The 23,177-nt window shown below is 27.5% G+C and carries 3 protein-coding genes; 1 reads left to right on the top strand and 2 read right to left on the bottom strand.

Translation table 4 applies throughout. The features are described from left to right. Positions 1-234 precede the first annotated feature (234 nt). On the top strand, positions 235-795 hold the full coding sequence (locus ACNF36_RS00630) for a transposase (RefSeq protein WP_418303376.1): 561 nt from the start codon (positions 235-237) through the stop codon (positions 793-795). Between the two features lie 167 nt (positions 796-962). On the opposite strand, the gene ACNF36_RS00625 is transcribed toward ACNF36_RS00630, so the two are convergent. Beyond that, positions 963-11,237 (bottom strand): lipoprotein 17-related variable surface protein, encoded by a 10,275-nt coding sequence (locus ACNF36_RS00625; protein WP_418303375.1) that lies wholly within the window; start codon positions 11,235-11,237, stop codon positions 963-965. 449 nt (positions 11,238-11,686) lie between these two features. Next, complete coding sequence (locus ACNF36_RS00620) at positions 11,687-23,026, bottom strand: lipoprotein 17-related variable surface protein (protein ID WP_418303374.1); 11,340 nt, start codon at positions 23,024-23,026, stop codon at positions 11,687-11,689. Positions 23,027-23,177 lie beyond the last annotated feature (151 nt).

The raw sequence follows: 23,177 nt of genomic DNA, 5'->3' as shown, positions 1-23,177 counted from the left end.
TCTGTTACAAATAAACAATTTATATATTTTTTAGGAATACCAAAATCTACTTTTTATAAGAAAATTTCGCAATTAGATAAAGAAGTCACTCAAAATTCTGAAAATGAAGAATTACATTCAATTGTCAGAAAGGCCTTTTATGAAAATAAAAGTCGTTTTGGCCGTTGAAGATTGAGCGTTTATATACTAAAAGTATATAAAATCGACATAAATTACAGAACATTGGGGAGAATAATGAACAAATTAAATCTAATTTGTGTAGTTAGGCCAAAACGTAAAGTCAGAGAAATCAAGAATACAAATGTTAAGATTAAAGATCTTGTAAATAGAGATTACAATGGAATTACAAATAATATTATTGCAACAGATGTTTCATATATAAAAGCACCAAATGATATAGATGAAAATCATGTTTATCTTTCAGTTGCAATACATCATAAAACAAAGAAAATTTTAAATTGAAGCTTATCAAGAAGAAATGATACAGATTTAGTTATTTCACACATCAAGGATATCAAGTTTAAAAAACCTTGAATTCTTCATTCAGATCACGGATTTCAATATTCATCATCTAAATACCTCGATGTAGTTGCAAAAAACAATGGAAATGTATCTATGGGTAGAGTCGGAAATTCATTAGATAACAGGGAAGTTGAATATTTCTTTTCAAACATCAAATCTGAGTGTTTAAACTTTATAAATTACAAAACAATTTGCTTTGATAAACTCAAAAACATTATCAAAGATTACATTGAATGATATAACAATGAAAGATTTCAATCTGTGTTAAATTAAAAAACACCTCAACAATGTTGAGATGCATTGAGTTTTTTATAAATTGTCTATATGACTTGTCCTAGTTTAGTCCTAGTTTAATTGCACAAAATGTACAAAAAAATCAGCACCAAGCAAATTTGGTACTGATTAATTGACTAATTTTCTTGTTAATTATTACTTAACAATTATTTTTTCTTACCAAATATAAAGATAGCCATTCCCAATAATCAAGTTGCTACTGAAGCAGCTACAAAGTATGGTCAGATTAAGATTGGTGAGTTATCTTTTAATGCTTTAGAAATAGCTGTTGTAAGCACGTTTAATCCTTCAATATCTCCGGCCTTAGAAACTAATTGTTTAATATTTTTAAGGTCTGTTGAGTTAAGTTTATTCTTAGCTTTTGTAGATGTTTCAAAGTAATTGTGTTTAATTACAGCGTTTGCTAAAGTATCGATATTAGCAAGGTCTGAAGCGTCAGCTAACTCTTCAAAGTTATTTCTTGATTTGTTTGTTGTGATTGAATCAACTAAATCAAGTAAGTTTTGAGCTTTAGCAATAGCAGCTTCTCCATTTGCATCTGAGAATGCTTTTGAATTAAATTCATTAATTGCTTTAACAACATTTTCTCTATGTTTGTTTGAAGCATCTGTTCCATATGTACTTTGTAAGTATTGGTTTGTTAAATCGTTTAATTCATCTACTTTTTTATCGTAGTTAGCTTTATTTAAAGCTTTAGCATCTTCAATAGCTTTTGTTAATGATTCAGCATCTGTAGCGTTTTTAATAGCTTCAGAAGCTTTGAATTTTTCTGAATCAGTTGAATATGGTTCATCTGATAAGTATGGAAGTTTATCAAGTTCTTTAAGAGCTTCTTCTTTTGCAGCATCTAAGTTTGCACTTCCATCAAGAGCAGCAGTTGCATTGTTTAATTTATTTGTTAAATCAATGATGTTATCTACTGGCTCATTAAAGTTAATAATATCTTTAATTGCTTCTACATCAGCTTTAGCTGCATCAAAGTTAGCCTTTGGTTGTTCTGAAGCTTTTTTGTAAGCAATTGTTTTTTGTGCTTTAGAAGCTTTATCTAGAGCTTCTTTAGCATTATTCATTAAAGTAGCATTGTTTACAATGTTATTTACATCTACAATAGCTTCTTTAGCATTAATATCAGTTTTAGCAGCATCTTTTTGTGCTTCTGATAAGTAACTTAACTTATCAATAGCAGCAATAGCATCTGCTTTAGCTTTTGCTAAGTTTGAATCTCCGTTTAATGCTTTGTGAGCATCTTTAAGAGTTTGCACTTTATCTTGTAAGTTTTCTACAGCATTCTCAAAGTCTTCTTTGTTTTCTAATGAATTTAAATTATCTAATGCTGTAGTTAATGCATTTTGTTTGTCTGCATCAGCTTCTTTGAATTGAACTTTTTCTTTAACTGGAGCAATGTCTTTAATTGTTCCTAGAGCGGTATCAACTGCTTTTGTATTTGAAACAATATTATTTACATTGTCAATTGTGTTTTGTTTTTCAACTTTAGCTTTAGCAGCATCTTTTTGTGTTTCAGAGATGTTTTGTAATGCATCAATAGTTTTCTTAGCTTCTTTTTTATACTTGTCTAATTCAGTTAAGAAACCACTTAAAGTAATAGTTTTAGATTGTTCTGATTCAATATCAGTTAAGTTTTCTTTAGTTGAAGCAATTTTATATTTAAAGGTAATTGAGCCATCGGTATCATCAGCGCTTAACTCAACAATTTTTAAATTAACTTGATTAATCGCTTCATTATCTAAGTTCATATCAAAATATGTACCTAAATTATTTAATACTTGATCTTTATTAGCTAATAATTCTGAAGGTAAAATTTCAGCTTGATTATCTAATTTATATTCAACATGAGATTGGATTGTATCATCTGCTAATAAATTATTAATTCTTTCTTTTTCAGTTAAAAATCCGTTAATAGTGAATTTTTTATCATCAACATGAATGTCATTTAAACCGTCTCTTGTTGAATAAATGCTATAAGTACCGCTTAAAGTACCATTTCTATCATCACGAGTTTTATTACTAATTGTAATATTTGTGGTTTTAACGTCATTTTTATTTAAATTACCGATAGTAATTTCAGTATCTGAAGCTTGTTTTTGATTTTTATCACTAACACTATTATTAAAATCAAAAACTAAACCTTCTAATCTTTGTAATTCAGTTTTGAAACCGCTTAATTTATTAGTATTAGCACTTCTTGTTTCATTAACAACAATTTCTGCACCTTCTAAACCTGGTTTAGTTGATTGCAAGGTATAACTTACTTTGATATATCCTTCACGATCATCACGTTCAGTAATAGTTAATGAATTTTCTTTAACTTTAATTTGATTTTGTTCTAAAGTTTCATTATTCTTTAATTTAACAATTACTTTTGAATCAATTACATCATTTTTATTATAAAGAGGTAAGTATTGATCACGATTTGTAAAATCAAGCACAATTTTCGGTAAGAAGTCTTCAATTCTTCTTTTCTCTTCTTCAGTATTTGTTAAGAAGCCAGCAAAATTAACAGGAGTTGATTCTTTAGAAATTACTTGTTGTTCTTTGAATGTTTCTTTTCAATTGCTTACTAATTTTTTCAAATCAGTTTGATCAGTATTTACTTGTCTATTTGAAATTAATTTGTATTTAACTCCAATTTGACCAGTATTATCATTTGCATCTGTTAGAAGTAAATCAGAGCTATGATCGCTTGTATTGTCGGCATTTTCTTTAATTGAAGCACTAAAATTATCTTTATTTAATGTTGAAGCTTTTTGAGTTTCTTTATTAACAGCGTTATTTAATGAAATATTATATGGATTAGTGTCAACTAATTTATTTAATCTTTGTAATTCTGTTTCAAATCCACTAATAATAATTTCTTTAGTATTAGAAACCACAGAAGCAAAGTCTGGTTTAGTTGATCTAATTCGGAAACTTAAACGAATTTCACCAGTTAAATCATTGTAACCAACAATTTTTTGATTAACAAATTCATAATTATCTTTATTTAATGTATCTCAAGTTCAATTAGTGGTTGCATTTGTTAAACTTGAAGCTTGTTCATTTGCTTTATTTGGAAAATCAATACGATAAAGAACACCATTTTCAGCTTTGTCACTAAAATCAATAGAATCTAATCTTTCTTTTTCTTTTTGCGCTAAAGTTTTAAAGCCACTTAAAGTACCTGATTTATTATATTGTTTGCTTGAAGTTACAGCATTCAAGTTTTGTGAATAAACTGTACCTCTATTAGAAATAATTTGTCAAGTATAACTAATTTCACCTGTGTTATCATTAGCTGATTTCTCTACTACTTTTAAGTTATAGCTTGTATCTTGATTAGTTGCTAATTTATTTAAAATTATGTCTTTTAATAATTGTGACGCCGTTCATTTATCATATTGGTCGCTTGCAATATTTTTAATTCCAGCTTCAATTGCTAAGTTTTGAATAATTTCATCAAGACGCATTTGCTCAGTTTTAAAGCCTTTAATTTGTGCGTATTTATTATCTGAAGTTACATCTTTATAAATTTCATCGCTTTTTTCAGAAACTAAATGGTATTGGATTCTAATAGAACCTTCAATTTCATTTCTTGCATCAATACTATCAATTACTACTCTAGCTTCCGGAGTAACTTCATTGATAGTTTTAATTACTTTTTCAATAACTGTACTTGAAGGTAAAGTTGTAGTTTTGTTTTCATAATCTAATGTAACAGTTAAATTATTTAAACGTTCTTTTTCTGCTTCACGATCAATTTTATCTTGCTCTGCCTTAGTTCTGAAACCAGATACACTAATAGAACCTAAATCAGTATTATCTGAAACGGGCGTTACAAAAGGAGCATTAGGATCAACTTCTCAATTAGAAATTAATTCAGCTTGAGTTTTGGTTGATCTAAGTTCGGCTTCAATATTAACAGTTCCTGCAGCATCATCTACACTTTCTTTAGAAACATTAATTAATTCAGCTTTATTTTCATTGCTTTGAGTATAGTAGAAATTACTTAAATCATCACTATCATCTACTGCTTTTGAAGGTATTGATAATGATTTTTGTGGATAATCAACATTAATATTTTCATTATACATCTCTTGACGTAAATTATTTAATCTACCTTTTTCAGTTAAATAATTATTAATAATAATTTCTTTTGGTTCTGAAACTACATCTTGACCGTTTTTGTTACTAATAACTTTAAATTGAACTTTTAAAGCCCCAATTACATCATTATAACCAATTACATTAGTGATACTAATTCTTTCGTTAGAGTGATTATCTGGAGTTTTGAAAGCTAAGTTAATATCATTATGCTTAGAAGCATCATTGAAAGCAGAAGCTAATTTAGTTGCATCACCTAAACCGACAAATTCAGCATTGTTATAGGTATCAATAATTTCCTTTTCTCTTTCAATTGGACTTTGGAAACCACCAATAGTAATTTCTTTAGTTACACTTGAAGTAACGTCACCTAAATTATCTTTAGTAGAAGTTAAATTATAAGTAACAATTACTTGTTGATTATTGTTTGGATCTACTTTTACATTAGTAATTGCGATTTTAGCTTTTGAATCACTTAATAATTTTTGGTTTGGACTCAACATATCTTCATTTACTTCTGAAGCTAAAACTTTATTTTTAGCTTTTTGTCCAGCATAAGTAATTTCTTTAGTGATTGTTTTGTCATTGATTACTTTGTCTAATCTTTGACTTTCAGTTAAAGTATTAAAAGTAGCAGTTCTTGCCTCAGTAGAAACAATATCGTCTAAATTGGTTCTTTTTGATTTAATCTTGTATTCAACGGTAAATGCTCCAGTTTTATCATTAATAGAATTTGAAACAATTTCAACTTCATAAGCTTGATCATTTTCACTTGCAGCAAAAATAATATCACTTGGTTCTATTTCAGAAGCAGTTTTATTTAATTTAGCGTTTTCACTTAAAGTAGGTTGATAACTAAGAGCATCAATTCTTTCTTGCTCGGTTTTATATTTATCATTAGTTGCTGATTTAAAAGTATAAGTTTTAACTGCAGTTTCTGCGTTAGTTAAATTCGCTTTAGTTGATCTTAATTTATATGAAATAGTTACATTTCCACTTCGATCATCTTTATTAGTAACAGTTAAATCAACTACTTTAGCTTCACTGTTTTCAGGTAAATTAACTGCTAAAGCACTATTAATGTTAGTAGCAGAAATTTCAGAAGGCATTAATTCTGAATTTTTATTTCGATATGAAACTTCTAATTCGTTTAAACGATTAATTTCTTCAAGATTATTAGTTAAATAACCTGAAAACTTTGCAGTGTTAGATTGTTTAGATTTAATAGGATCCGAATTATTAACAGCAGGTTCTCAATTATCTGAAACTAAATTATCTCTAGTTGAAATTAATGTATAAGCTACTCCAATTTCCCCTGTATCATCGTTTGAATTTAATGTTAAATTAGAATCGATTTTAACATTTTGATTAGTAAGAGAATCTGGAACATTAGTAACAAAATCAGCTGATGTTAAATCAGAAGGTTTGTTGTTTGTTGTTCCTGATTTTTGACTAATTACAGAAGTAGGAGAAGTATTTTTAATTAACTCATTAATTCTATCTAATTCAGTTTTAAAATCAGAAATAGTTACAAATTTTTCTTCTGATTTAATAGTTTTAAGATTTTCTTTAGTTGATTGTAATTTGAAACCTAATTTAATTTGTCCAGTAATATCGTTATAAGCAACAATTCTTTTATCAACGAAGGTATATTGAGCATCTGCTTCTGGACTTCAAGTTCACTTACTGCTATCTAAATCTTCTATTGTAACTTTAGAAGCTAAAATTTCAGATTTATCACTTCTATCAATTGAATAACCATTTAAGCCATCTAATCTAGTTTTTTCACCATTTTTAAATCCAGTAATTGTTACACTATTGGTATCAGATTGTGGAGCAGTATAAGTAATATTTTTTAAATCATTATCACTTCTTCAGAATAAATCTTCTTTAGATTTAGTTGAAGTTAAAGTGAAGTTTAAAGCGCTTTTACCATAATCAGATTCTGGATTAATGTTTGTGATACCAAAAGTTAATTTGTCATTTGTTGCATTTGAATATGAATAATTAGCTTTAGTTGCAGCAGTTGTTGAATCGGCTAATTCATTTGCAGCTGTAAAATTAAGATTAATTTTACTTGAATCTTCATTAATACTATTAGCAATAGTATTTAATCTTTGTTTTTCAGTTTGATAATTATCATTAGTATCTGCTTTAAAAGTGTAAGTTTTTACTTTAGTTTTAACATCAGTTAAATTAGCTTTAGTTGAAACTATTTCATAAGTAATTTCAAGTTTACCATCAACATCATTAGCAGCAACTACTTGTATATTTTGAATAACAGCATCTGGTTGATTGTCATTAATTTCAACAGTAAAAGGAGTTTTATCAGTAGCATAGTTTTTAGCTACATTAGTAGCAAATAAGTCTGGTTTTTTATTAGTATGGTTAATAGCTAAGTTATATAAACGAGTACTTTCATCAAGTTTAGATTTAAGTTTACTTAATTCTTCTTTTAAAGCTTTAAATTCTTTTAATGCTTTATCATAAAGTCCACTGTAATTATTTGGATCTGTTTGTTCAACTTGATTGAATTTATCTTTATTTTGGTTACCATCTGCTAATTTTAAGTTAAATGCAGTAGTTAACTTGGTAGTTAAACTATCGGCAGCATTTTTGAGTGAATCAATAGCATTTTTATAACCAACATTAGTATCTGCCACATCATTAGTTTGTCATTGGTTAATTTTTTCTATTTCTTTACCAATTGCTAGGTCTAAGGCTTTAACTTTTGTGAATTGAGCTTCTTTATCACTTTCATTAGTAATTGTATTATCAATTTCTTTTAACAATTGTTGTTTTAATTCAACTGTCATGTGTTTTAATTCATTTTGTCTTGGTAAATATGAACTAGAACCATCTAATTTAGATTTGGCATCTTCAAGATCTCTTAATAAAGTTTCAATTTCTGTGCTATCAGTAATTGTTTTAGTAGCAGAATCATCAATTACTGCTTTGGTTTGCTCAATAAATTGTTTGTACTTATCTTTTTCGCTTTGAGTTTTTTCATAAGCGTAAAGTTCATCAGTAATTTCGCCATTATTATTTGGTTTAAGTGAATCAGGTAATCCATCATAGTAATCTTTTAATGCTTTCATTTGTGTATTTAAATTAGTTGCATTTGTTTTAAATGTTTCATAATTTTTACGATTTACATAATTACTATCATTACTATCTGCAATATTTATTTGATCAATTAAAGCTTGTTTTTGCTTAGCAGTTAAATTAGTTAATGAACGAATATGATCAATTAATGCTGCTTTATCATAAATTAGTTTTAAATTTGCATCATTACCAAATTGAGTAAATTCTTCACTTATTGGATTTAGTTCTGCTTCATTGATTAATTTTGAAAATTCTGTCTTATCAGTTTCAGTTAAATTAGTTAATTCATTTAATTTAGCAATTGAATTAGTTTTAGCTTTAGCAAAAATTTTATTAATTTGTTCTGCTAATTTACTATTATTTGTGCTTCAAACAGCGTCTTTAACTGCTCCATTATTACTTTCATAGTTATTTTGTAATCTTTCTAATAAAGCAGCAAATTCTTGTCTTTCAGTTTCAGTACTTTCAACAAAAATAAATGAATCAACAGCTTTTTTAGCTTGATTTTTGTTACCATCTAAAGCATTTAAACTTTCAGTTAATAAATTAAGTCCATTATCCAATTTAGTTTTGAAGTTGTTAAACTTAACATAATCAGTTAAAAAGCCTTTACTTGGATCATTTAAAAAGATTTTTTGGTATTCTGCATTGTCAAAAGCGTCAATAAATTTATTGTATTTTTCACCATCTTCATGAGAACTTAGAGTATTTTCAGAAACAGTTTCTTTTCAATTTCCATCGGCATTTTTTAAATTATTGTTAATTCAAGTTACATAATCATTTAAATATTTACGTTTCTGAATTGCTTCAGCAACTTCTGCTTGGAATTGCTTCAATGTTTCTAAATTGGTATTTGAATTTGTTTCAATTAAGTTATCAATACCACTATTAGTTGCAGTTAATTTAAACTGATTATTGATAATGTCAATTGCTTTTTCTTTAAATAATTTAACTAAATTATCTTTTTCAGCTTGGGTTAAACTTTGGTATGCTTCAGGATAATTTTGACTAAACTCACTAGTTGCAAGATCATTAATCTTACCACTAATTGTTTTGTCATTAGCAACTTTGTATCCATCTAATTTCGCCACTTCTTGATCATAGGTTTGGTGATTACGACCCAAAATATTAATTAATTTAATACCTCATTCAGTAGCAGTTTTTTGCCCTTGTGGGAGAGGCTGATCGTTTTTTAAGGCATTTTTTCCAGTAGATAAATAATTGTGAAGTTCCTCTACCTTATCTTTTAAATTTTGAGTTGAAGAATAAGCAAAATTTAATTGAGAAATTAATTTATCTTCAACGTTAGATAATGCTTTATTAGTATCAGAATAATAAGTTTGATCAACTTCTGAAGCGAATTGAATCATAGGAACCATTGTTCTTAATAATCTAATGAATCTGTGCACATATTTTTGATCATCTGGGGTACTTGTGCTGTTATGATCATCAAATCAAACATCACTTTCATTCTTATTTTCACCCTTATTTTTAAATTCATTATTAATAAATTTTTGAACTAATTCACTAACTCAACCTGATAAATTAGGGAAATCTGTTTGTAACATTTGTTCAATTCTTAATCTATCAGTAATAAGAGGAGTATAGGCTAAATCATTAAAAACATAAAAACCTTGAGAATCTTTAGTTGTGGAAGCAAGTTTTGCTTCTGCAATATTTCATTGATTTTGGAAATTAGTGTCTTTAATTTTTGCTTTAATTTTGAAAGTGCTTGGATCAATATTATTAAGCGGTGAATTTAAAGTGTATTCACTATAATATTCTCTTGCATTATTTATGTTATTGTATTTTGTTCTATCTAAATCAAGCAATTTAATTTCTGTACCATTTTGATTAGTGTAATAAAGACCTACTTCGTACAATTTATTATCAATTTCATCATCTTCTCTTCTTTTAATTGATTTAGGTAAATATATGTTAGCTTCAGATGAATTAACTGTTTCTTTAATTCTAAATTTGTATTCAGATGATTTAGTTTTTTCACTTCTTATGATAAATCCAGATTCACCTTCAAAACCAGAGTTAAATCCAACATCAAAAAGAGTGTAAGCTCCACCTAAAAAGGTTGGAACAGAAGTGTTGCCATTTCATTTAAAATTAGGATTATCAACTGTTTCAAATTCAACAACTACAACGTTGTTTGATCATCCTCTATTTCTAGCATTTGGTGCGTCAATGAAAAAACTAAACATATATCCAGCATTTTTTTCTAATAAATTTCAAAAACCAATACCTTCATTATTTAATAAATCTTCATCATACAAGCCATCATTAATTAATTGTCTTGCTACTTCACCATTTTCAAATTTATTAATTTTTTTAATAGATTTATGATAGAAACCAGGTGTTCCCTTTCCAAGGGTAGTAACTTGGTCATTAATTAATCTATTAGCAATATTTGAGCGGCTATCACGAGTTAAACCATTTTTTTCAGCAGTTACTTGTTCTTCTGCTGTTCAAGGATAGGCAGAATTAGTTCACAATCCTCTTAATCTGATTTCACTATTATTGTTATATCCAGCTGCTCCAGCGGTAGAAGTGTTTTCTGGATTTACTCAGTTAACAATATTTTGTCACTTATCTTCAAAATAAGGATTTTGAGAATAAAGTGGATTAATAAAAGTGTAATCACTTTTATTGGTTGGTAATTTAGTTCATGAAACCGGAATTTCTTTTGTTGAAACATTTGCATAATCAATAACATTAATATCAGCTGGATAAAATGAAAATTTAACGAATGAATTATCCGCTAAAATCATGTCTTGAGAAAAATAAAAACCACCTAAGTATCTGTTTTCTCTAAAATTAGCTGGTTGATCTTTATGAAAAATTAATTTTCATTTTCTACGTCTACCATTTAATGATTTATCATCAACCCAATTACCTCTTTTAGTAAATCTATCAAAATAATTTGTATTTAAGAAATTAGGATTTCTATTATCAGTTACCGATGGATCACCAATAGTTACTAAATTTTGAGTTCCTTTATATCCATAGAATTGATACCCGTTTCCATTGTCATATGAACCATATTGACTATATCTTGTATTAGAATAAATGTCAGTATCTTCATAAAAGAAACTGTCATATTTAGTATCAGTAGTATCTTTACCCATATAGATAGGAACTGAAGAAATTAAAAGTATAGATGAAGAAAGAGCAGCGCTTAAAAGCGTAAATATATTTTTTTTCTTCATAAATTAAGTCTCCTGTTAATTGTTTTAATTAAATATAAATATATACACATTAAAATAAACATAAAAATAACTCAAGTCAGGCGAGTTATTATTGATGATTTCGAAATACATATGAAATCATTATATATATGTATATGTATACGCATGTATTATACATCTTATAGAAAGAATTATAAAAAACAAAAAGTTTTGAAAATTGCATTAATTTTAGGTATGACATTAATTCCTGTGGCATTTGTTGCTTCTTGTGAAAACTCTAAACAAAAAGAAATAAACCGGGCACACTAAAGGTGGACAGAAGGTTTAATTAGACATAATAACACCTCAATGTTGTTGAGGTGGTTTTACATTTATGAAATTTTTTGGTTTTTAAAAAATACAAAAAAATCAGCACTATTTTTATCTAGCACTGATTCATTTTGATTGCTTATTAATTGTTAATTAACTTCTTATTTTTTCTTTCTACCAAATACAAAGATTAACATACCAATTAATCAAGTTGCAGCTGAAACAGCTACAAAGTATGGTCAGATTAAGATTGGTGATATTTCTTTTAATCTTTTATCCATAGTTGTTTGTTTAACTACATCTTCATTGTTATGAGAGTTAAGATTATTTAAAATTTCATCTGAATCAGCAATTGCTTTATTAATTGCATCTTTTTGATATTTAGTGAATTTTTCAAATTTCTTAGATTTGGTTAAATCCACTAAATCATTTTTAGCTTTAGCCAATTCTTCAGCATCAACATATAATTGAGCAATTTGATTATGTTTATTATTAAATTCTGTGCTTGTAGCATTATTATCCAAAATGTTATTAATTAATGTTGCTTTGGTTGTGTCATTAAGCACGTCGCTCGCTTTAACTTGTTGAATTAATTTGTCTTTAGCTTTAACATTATTTAAGTTATTTATAAAGCTTGAATCATTAGTTAAATTCAATGTTTCGCTAATTAATTTATCTCTGGTTTCATCAGAAATTTTGTTGTCTTTAGCTTCTTGATGTAATTGATCAATTAAGTCTAATCTAGCTTTTTCATTGGTTAATTTATTAGTAAATTCTTCGCTTGTTTCATCTAATTCTGTAATGTTTTGAGAAATTGAATCTTTTTGTTCTTGTGTTAAGTTTGGATTTTGTCTAATTTGATCAATTGCTTCTTGTTTTTTATCAATATTTTTAGCTATTTCATTGTAGTTTTGTTCAGTTGGATTGTTAGCTAAAACATCTTCAACTAATTTAGCTTTATCATTGTCACTTAAAGTTTGATCATTATTAATTTTGCTTAATTTATTTAATTGATCTTTGATGTTGTCAAAGCTTACTAAAGCATTTTCGCTATTAGCGTTAATTGGGTCTAATTCAGCAATTAATGCATCTTTTTGAGCTTGTGGTAAGTCTGATTGGTTAATTTGTTCGTAAAGTTCAGCTTTTTTATCAACATTACTAATTTGATAATCAAGACTTGATTTGGTTTGATTGTTATCTAAGTCAATAATTTCATCAACTAGATTTGCTTTATTTTCTTTAGTTAACTCATCATTTGCTTTAATTTGTTCAATAGCTTTAACTTTAGCTGAAATATTATCTGCTTCAGCATCAAAATTATCTGAATCTTTTGCTAAGTTATGAACTTGATCAATTAAAGCTTCTTTAGTATTTTCATCTAAATTAGGGTTTTGTTTAATTTGGTCAATTAAATTCAATTTAGATTCAATGTTATTTAATTTATCAGTTAATTTACTGTCATCATGAGGGACATTAATTACTTCATTTACTAATTTGTTTTTATCTTCATCGCTAATGTGTTCATTAGTTTGAATTTTTTCAATTAGTTTAGCTTTTTGATCAATGTTAGCAATTTGATCAACTAAATCAGATTGTTTATTGTTTAAGTTAGCAACTTCATCAATTAATTGTGTTTTTTGATCATCAGTTAAATTAGGATTGCTTCTGATTTCTTTAATTTTATTTTCTTTAAGTTCTTCATTAGCTAATTGATCAGCAAATGTTTTATCTCTAGGGTCTAATTGACTGATATTATCACTTAATTTCGCTTTATCTTCAGTGTTTAATTGAGAGTCATCAGTAGCGTTAATTCTTTCATAAGCTTTTTCTTTAGTTTTAATCTTGTCTAATGTATCACTATATGAATTTTTGCTAGCTTCATTGTTTAATTTATCATCAACATTAGCTTTTTCAATATCGTCGATTAAATCTGTTTTTTGTTCAGGTGTTAAATTAGCATTGTTTTTAACATTATTAATTAAGTCTGCTTTATTAACGATTTTATCTAAATTGTCTTTGAAGTTTTGAACTTCATCAGCATTATCTGAATTAGAAGGAATAGCTAAGTCTTTAACTTGATCTATTAAAGCTTGTTTTTCAGCAGGAGTTAAGTTGTTATTTTTATTAACTTTTTCAATCGCCTTTTCTTTAGCATATTCAAAGTTTTTATCACCGTCAAGAGCATTTTTTGCATCAATTAATGCTTTTTTTAATTCTAACACTTTAGCAACGTCTTCATTTGAACCTTGTTTACTGATTAATTCATCAACTTTGGTTTTAGCTTCATCATAGTTGGCTTTTGGTTCTTGAGAAGCTGCAACATATTTAGGATTGTCTGGTTGAGTTAATTCATCATTAATTGCCTTAGCTGTTTCTTTTAATTGACCCATAGCATTGTTCAATGTTTGCGCCTTATCAACCACTTTGTCAACATTAGCTAACAATTTAGCTTTATCAACTTCTTCAATTAAAGCTGTTTTTTGAGCGTCATTAAGATGTTCAAGACCATTAATTAAGCTTCTTGCTTCAGCTTTTTTGTTATTGATTTTTTCATCACCGTCAAGATTTTGAGCAGCAACATTTAATTTTTCAATTAATGAATCTATGTTGTCAATACTTAATTCAGCGCTTCCATTTTCTTTATCAGCTAAATTGCTTGCATCATTAAACGCTTTATCAAATTCACGCATTTTTACTTCGGTTGCGTTTTTATAATCAACACTATTAGGTGTATCTTGATTGTCAGCGACTGCTTGTTTAAGCTCAGCCATTTTTTCATCTAATGCTGCTGCTTCTTCAGTTACAGCTCTAACATCTTCAGGAGTTGTGGCTTTATCAACTTTAGCAATTAAAGCTAATTTTTGAGCATCATTAATGTTTTCTAAAGCATTAATTTTAGCAATTTCTTCAGCTCTAACTGTTTTAATGTGTTCTTTACCATTTAAGTTATTAATTGCTTCATGAACCGCATTGATTTTTTCTTCAATCTTGTCATTGCTTAAGATGTCTTTTGTGTTATCACTCGGTTCGTTTAAAGCTGTTTTATAGTCTTTTAAGGCTTGAATAGCATCGTCATATGCTTTTCTTAAATCTTCTTCTGAACCTGTGTAATTAATATCGTTTTTAATCTTAGTTTCGTTGTTTAAGTATTGATCAAGTGTAGCCATTGTACCATTAACTAACGCATTATTTGCGTCAACACTATTTACATCGGCAACTGAATTTTGCTCATTAATTTTAGCAATTGCTTCTTCTTTTTGTTGATCAGTTAAGTTAGTGTAAATTGGATTTTCACCATTAATTTTAGCAATAGCATTTTCTTTAGCTTGAGCAACTTTTTCTTCACCGTTTAATCCATTGATTGCATTATTTAGTTCAGTGATTTTAGTATCAATTTGCTCAACACTTAAATTAGTTCCATTATCACCTAAATCTTCAGCTCTAATTGCTACTTGATTATTGTATTTAACTTGACGATCTTCGTCAGCTTCAACATAATCAACACTTGTTTTGTCAACTTCAGCAATATCTTTGTAAGCTTTCATTTTGCCATCAATTTCTTTAGCTTTTTCAACAATATTATTAGCTTCACTTGCTTGGTTATTTTTGACTTCTTCAGTTAAGGATGATTTTTGAGCCGGATTTAAGTTAGTTAAATTATTAATTGTTTCAATAGCTTTGGCTTTAGCTGCTTCGTCAGATTTGGCTTGATCTAAAAGATTTTTAACATTAATAGCAAAATCTTCATTTGTCTTATCTAATGTGGCAGCATCAATTTTAGCAATATATGTATCTTTTTCAGCTTTAGTTAAATTATCTAGTTTAGCCAATTCATCTTTGGCATTAGTTTGTGCATATTTAAGAGCTTTGTTATAAACAGCTTGTGTTTCTTCTTGTGTTGGAACTTTTGGTAATTTTTCAATTTCAGCTTTCAATAATCCTTTTTGGTTTTCGTTTAGACTTGGGAAATGATTCTTAATGTCATTTCTTAATACTTCTCTATTTCCATCAAGGGCTTCATCAGCAGTTTTTAAGACTTCTTTACTTTGGTTTGCTTCGTCAGCTAAACCATTTAATGAATCATCAGTTGCATTGCTTAAATCTTTAGCTTTTAATTCTGCTAATTTATCTTTAGCATTTTTCAAGGCTTGATCAATAGCTTCTTTTCTGTCTTGCGCATCGTTGGTATAAATACTTGTTGCAACTTTAGCTTCTGTAGAAGTAATTTGTTTTTCTAAATCGCCAAGATCTAAGTTTAATTTTTGAGCTTTTTCTAAGATTTTTTGTGCAGCTTCTTCATCAGTAGCATTATTTAATAAGTCTTTAATTTTATCTTTTTGATCTTTTGATAAATTATCAAGTTTATCAACTTCTTTAGCTTTTTTGTTTTTGTTTTCTTCACCATTAAGTCCATTGTAAGCAGAAATTAATTCTTCTTTAGCATTGTCAATTTCTGTTTTTGAAACATTATCTTTAACAATTAAATTATTTAAAGCTTCTAATTTAGCATCATATGTTGCTTTTAATGATGAATCAGCTAATCTATATTTGTCAGCAACTTTATTTGCTGATTTAGCTGTTTCATAGGTTAATTGGCCATCGTTTGCTAATTTTTGAATTTGTTCTTTTACAACGTTCTTAGCTTCTAAAATAGCAGTATTTAAAGCTGTAGCAGATTCTTGAACTGTTGAAGCTTGTGATGTTGTCGATGTTTTAACCTGATTTTCAAATACAGTTTTTTGGTCTTTTGTTAAATCACTTAAATCATTAATTGCGTTAATAGCTGCTTGTTTATTTTGATTTAATTGTTCAGCTTCTTGAATTACCGCTTTAACAGCAGCGTCATATTTGTGACCTTGAGTTTCATCAAGTGCAGCACTATTAACTTTTCCTAATAATTCAGTAATTTCTTCACTTGAAAGATTTGCATAATTATTCTTATTAATTTTGTTTGACGCTTTGGTATTACTTAAACTTAATCCTTCTTGAAGGATGCTTGTTTTTTCTTCTTGTGTTGGTTGTTTTTGTAAATTATCAACTTTGTTTTGTAAAGCTTTAATTTGACTAGCATCTAATAATTCTCAATTATTAAGATCTTCTTTGAATTTGTTTCTAAATCCATCTAAGGCATCAATTGCATCATTTAAGGTTGACGTTTGAGTGTTAATTTCACCGGTTTTTTTAGCAATTTGATCTTTGTTTAAATTACTTAAATCAGCTGTTTCATAGCCTTCTAAGGCTTTTTTAGCATCTTGAATTGCTTGGTCAAATTTAGCTTGGTTACTTGTTGTATCACCTGTATATTCAAGTTTATCTTTTTTACTTTCAGCTTCAGCTATTTTAGCTTTAAGATCACTAATAGCTTTATCTAAGTTTTTAGCTGCTTCAATAATTTTGTTTGCTTCTTCTTTATTAGCGGCTTCATCAATTTTATCTTTGATAGCTTGTTTTTGTTTAGGAGTTAAATTGTTTAAAGTATCAATTCTTTTGTTTAATGCATTTTGGTTTTGATCACCATTTAACTCACCATAAGCAGTTTTTAAATTGCTTAATACTGTTTCAACAGCACTTAATTCTGAGTTAGCGCCATTAGTTTTATTAAGTAATTCTTGAGCTGCAGATAAAGCATCATCATAAGCTTGTTTTTTATTAGCATCTGCTAAAGTATAAACAATAGCTGTTTTAGCATCATTGTTTTGATCATCTTCAACTGTCTTTTTAGTTAAAGCGGTTAATTCAGCTTTAACAGCATCACTTAATTCATTCATTTTTGCATTTAATGTGCTTGCTGTTGTGCTACGAGATTGAATTGCTTCGGTTGACTTAGCTGATTTTAAATCCGCTTTATAAGCTTCTAATTGATTGTTATTTAAATAAGGGTAATTATTTGTTGCATCAGCAATAGCTTTTTCAATTTCTGCTTTAACTTGAACTTTAGCTACTTCATTAAGATTATTGGCTTTTTCTAATTCATCTAATAAAGTTTGTTTTTTTGCTTCAGGAACATTGTTATTAATGTATTGGGCAACTTTTTCTTTTTCAGCTTGTAAAGTGGTTTTAAAACCTCTTAAAGTAATTGTTCTTGTGTTAGTTGAAACAACCGCTGGATTTTGTGGGTCATTATTTGAATTGAATATTGCTTTGGTAGAAGCAATTTTGAATGTTATATCTAATGTACCATTATCATTGTTTGGCGATAATTGAATACTGTTTAAATAACCTTCAACATCTAAGTTTGCTGGATTGTTAAACGCTTTTATAGCTTCTTTAGCAACTTCACTTGGCAATTGATTTCTGTCAATTACGTTAGTATCACTTTCATCAATAGTAAATGAATTATTTGAATCAGCTAAAATAGCATCTACTCTTTCTTGTTCAGTTAAAGTGCTTAAGGCATTATCATTATTTAAAATATAAGTTTTACTTGATTGGATACTTTCAAGATTTTCCTTAGTTGATTGATATTTGTAACTTAAGTCTAATTTACCTGTTAGTTCATTTCGATTTGAAATAACTCAATCAACTGGTTTAACATCTGCAGGGATTGTAGAATCGTTAAATTCAACATCATCTTTAGTAATTTCACTAGCAGTTTTAGTATTTTTTGAATTATCTTTAACTTTGGCAGTTGCAGTTTGTAATGAATTTAATCTAGTTAATTCATCATTATAACGTTGTTGACCATTTAAATTATTAATTGCATTTTGAATTTCAGTATTCATTGAGTCAACATTAGTTTTATTCATCAAGTCAGAATTATTTTTAGTATTTAAAGCAGTTAATAAATCTTCTGCTTTTTTAATTGCGCCACCTTTTTGACCATTATTTTTAGCAGGATTACCATCATAAGCAGATCTTAAATCATTTGTTGTGTAAATATAATCGCCACCTGTTACAACAGTATTTTGTTTCGTGATGTAATCACGCAAGGTTTTCATTGATGAATTTAACGCATTATTAGTTGCATCTTGACTGTTAACATCTGCAATGGTATTTTTAGCATTAATTAAAGCAATTGCTTTTTCTTTTTGTTTATCAGTTAATGATGAATAATCGGAATTAACTTTAGCAATTGCTTTTTCTTTAGCTTCTTGTAATCTTTCTTCACCGTTTAAATTACTAATTGCATCTTGAATTGCTTTAGTTCTCTTTTTAACTTCTTCTAATGATAAATTAGATCCTTTAGTCTTATCAACATCAGTTTTTTGTTGATTTACTGCATCATCTAAAGCACTTTGATTGTCTGCTTGAGTATAATTTGTGCCTTTTTTAATTGTTTCAATATTATTAGTTGCGTCAATGTAAGCTTTCATTGCATTATTTAAATCATTTGCATCAGAAACTTTTTGGTCTAATTGATCAATTGAAGCATTTTGAATCGCTTCTTTAATAGCATTTTTTTGTGCATCATTTAAATATTGATAATTATCAATTGCTTTTTTCTTTGCATCTTTTTGATTTTGTTCATATTGAGCTTGAGTTAAGAAACCAGCTCTAGTTTGAGGATTAGTTACATTACTATAAATATTGTTATTATTTACAGTTTGCCCTTCAATTGTTACAAGATCACTCGCTAATCTTGTAGTCTTAAATTTATATGTATAAGTAACTGAACCAGAATCATCATCAGTTGAAGTTTGATTCACATTTGTTAAACTAATTTTATTAGCATTAGCAAAATTAGAATCAATTAAATTAACATTATAATCAGTATTTAATGTTGAATCTGAAGCACGTTTAATTGGATTAGAAACAATTTTTATATTAGTAATTTTATTTGCATTAGAATCTTGATTTACTAAATTATTTAATCTAGTTACCTCATTTTGAAAACCAGTTATTTCTGCAGTCTTTTCTGTTGAAATTGCATTAACATCTTTGTTAGATTGCAATTTATAAGCAATTTTAATTTTGCCAGTTATATCGTTATAACCAAGATACTTAACACTATTTTCATAAATTTTTGTATTAGTTGGTAATTGTCAAACAATATCAATATTTGCTTTATTTGCTTTTACCACAGTTGAGGCTTGAATATTTGATTTTTGACTCGGATCTTTATATTCTGGAGTAGCGCTTAAAGTTTCAATTCTTGATTGTTCATCACTAAAACCAGTAATTTTATAAGTTTTATTTTCTGTATAGATGTTGTCTTTATCACTTGATTTAAGAATTTTATAAGTAACTACTAAAGTACCAGCATTATCATCAGCTTTAATACCAATAATTTTAGTTTCTACCCCTTGCTTATTAGGATCAATACTATCAGTAGTAATTAAACCTTGTTTTGCAGTTGAAGGTTTAATGTTTTTATCTGGATAACCAAAAGTAGCACTATAATCTTTAATTTTTTCACGTTCATTATTAATATCAGTTCATTTATCGACAATAGTTTTGATATTTTTATCTGAACCGATTAGAACTTTATTAGAATAGTCTTCATCAGCTACATAAGTATCTTTATACAATTGAGCTTGTCCAATTAATTGTTTAACATTATCTTTTTCATCTTTACTTAAATAAGTAAGACTATTAATTTGATCTTTGGCATTTTCTATTGCCATATCAAATGCAATTTGCATTTCATCATTAATAATTGAATAATAATTTGCATTAATTGCTAAAGTTTTAGTTTGAGCATTATAGGTAAAAGGACCTTTTCATCCCAATTTTCCTTCTAGAGAATTAATGATATAGAATTTTTCACCAATAGTTTTATTTCCATTTAAGAAAGTAAAATTGTTGATTTCTTTTTTAAATTCTTCAACAGCTCCATTAAGTTCATCACCAGTTAATTTATTGATTCAATTTTGTTGTAAAGTATTTTTTCCATTAGTGTAAAAAGTGGTTAACATGCTAGTTGATTCAAAAATGTTTGGAATTGTCTTATTATTTGCATCTTTTAAATTTGCATCAAAAGTATCAAAAGAATTTAAATTAATAGAATTGGTTGATTTTGTAAAAACAGCATAATTTTTAAAATCATTTTGAGGTTTTTGTTGCTCTAAAATTTGAGTTTTTAAATTATTTTTTTCTGTGACAAGAGAATTTAAATTTGCAATAGTATCTAAAACATTCTTAATATTAGATTCATAAGGCTTTGATTTTGTTGAGTCAAATGTTTTAACTTGTTCTTCAGTTGTTAAAGTATTAATAACATTTTGAATAAGATTATTAGTTAACAAATTAGTTGCTCTTGTATTATTTGTTGAATAAGTTTGAGAATTAGCTTTTGTAATTTCGTAATCATTCAATTTGCTATATAGAGAATTTAAATTATTTTTACCAGAAGTTAGAATTGCATCAAGTCTATCGCCTAAAACTTTTTTAATTGTTTGTAAAATTCGACTTAAAAAATCAAATGATTCTAATGTACTATATTTACTTGAATTACTTCTATCTTGTGCTTTTGGATCATCATTATATTCATCAGATTTAAGTTTAATAATGCTAGAATTTGTGTCAATAAAATCTTCTAAACTTTCTTTAACTGAGATATCAGCTAAAGCATAAAGCATTTTGTTTGTGGCAATTGTATTTCAATCACTATCATAAATTTCAGTATTAAGTGGAAATTCACGAACCTCTTTATATTTTTCTTCTATTGATTTTTGTAAATCATCAATTGTATCAATTTTGTTTTTTCAACTATTTTTAGCATCTGTATCTGTAAATTCATTATCAACATTAAAAGAAGTATCAGCTTCAACATATCTAGTTAAAGCATCTTTTTCACCTTTAGTTAATCATTTTTTAGATTGAATATATCTTTTAAGATATTCTAAATCTGTAAATGTGTATTCAATCGGTGCAAAATCAAGATACTCTCTTCCAAAAGTAGTTGACGCAGAAGCAGTTGAGGATTTAGTAATCATTCTTCATTTTTTGGTATCTGAACCTGGAACAAAAGAAGCATTTAGACGTAAATTATCCAAGTTATTGTATTTTTTATAATCTTGATAAATATTTCTGGTTCTAATTACATTTTTATTGTCATAAGAAACACCATTTTTATCTATATTGTATGCAAAAGCACTATTTCCGTTTTCAGAAATAGATAAATTAGCTTGTGGAATTCCATCAGTTACTTGATCGTAAAATTCAAGATCATTTTGAATTTTTTCTTCAGTATTAAATTTCTTTAAATATGACTGTTTCCGATCAGCCATTTTAATAAATCCACCAATAACCTTGTGTTCATCTCTATTATTTAAATTTCTATATTCTGAAACTCCAAAATATGTTTTCTTTTCAGTGGTTGAACCAGTATTACCAGCATATAATTGATTAAAAGGTTCAGTTGAATTATTGAATGGTTTCATTTCTAATTCAACTACAGCTCCTGCAACAATTTCATTATGTGATGTACTTGTATTAACTCTAAAAACAAATAAACCTCCTTGATTTTGAGTTATATTATTTTTAGTAATAACAGGAGTCTTATCCCTAATTATTGAGTGTTGAAATAAACCAAAAGCAACTTTATTGTATTTATCGGTTGTGAAAGTAAATTTAGAATTTCTTACCGCTTGTGGAGTATAACCTCTAATTAAAACATCATAAAGTTCATTACTTCCTTGTTGTCTAGTGTTTTGTCATCAGTTTCTTTGATTTTTATTTACATCTGACATATTATTTTTGTACTCATCAGGAATATGATCATAATATGGTAAATAAGCATAGTCACTAATGTAAGCCATTTTTGACTTACCATTTATGGTTGTACTAACTGATTTATCTGCGCTAGTTAATTGTTGCGTTTTACCTATTCATGGGCTTATTTCCATTTTGCCAATATTGGCTTTTGGATTATCATTGATATTTATAGTATATGTAGTTAATTTACCTTCAGTTTGATCAATATTAACACTGCTACTATCTTCTTTAACAAATAAGTGAATCTTGATATCACCAACTAATCTAATATCGTCAGAAAAGTAAATTCCAGCAGTAAAAAAGTCATTATTTGTATCAGCATTAGTTAAGTTAACACCAACTTTAACTTTTTTAGTATTAGTTAATGGATTATATCCATTTCCATTTCATCAAGAACCAGTGTTATCAGGTAATAATGATGAAGCACCATCTCTTTCTCAAGAATACATATTACCAATTTCATTAGCAAAACCCTCACCGTTTCAATTAGTTTGATTAATATTCGATGGTAAACCTGGGGTTGAAGCATCGAATAATCTATACCATGCATCGCCAGTTGCACTTCATTTAAGCTTATTATTTCCAGTTTGGCTTAAATTAGTTACTCCATTTGCATCTAAAGAGTTGTATCACCTATGGACTGTGCCATTACTATAATTATCATAACCTGTTCAAATATCATCTGAAATATTAGAATTAACTTTATCAAACACATAATTATCATTATTGATTGCAACATTCACATCTTGTTTTGAATGATTTGCTGAAAGAGTCAAAGTAAGTCCTATTAATGGTGCTGATGCAGGCACAATTAAAAGACCCTTTTTAAATGCTTTGTTTTTCATACATATCTCCTATTCTATATATATATATATATATAACTATTCTGTAATATATATATATATATATATATATAGATTCATTATATATTAAATTGTAGAATTATGAAAACATTAAAACTTTTTTGAAAATTGTATCAAATTCAGGTATGACATT

Origin of the sequence: Mycoplasma sp. 4463 (assembly GCF_048381515.1) — a bacterium.
Classification (GTDB): Bacteria; Bacillota_I; Bacilli_A; order Mycoplasmatales; family Metamycoplasmataceae; genus Mycoplasmopsis.
Note: the sequence above shows the minus strand (reverse complement) of the source record. Positions and strands in the feature narration are given on the sequence as shown.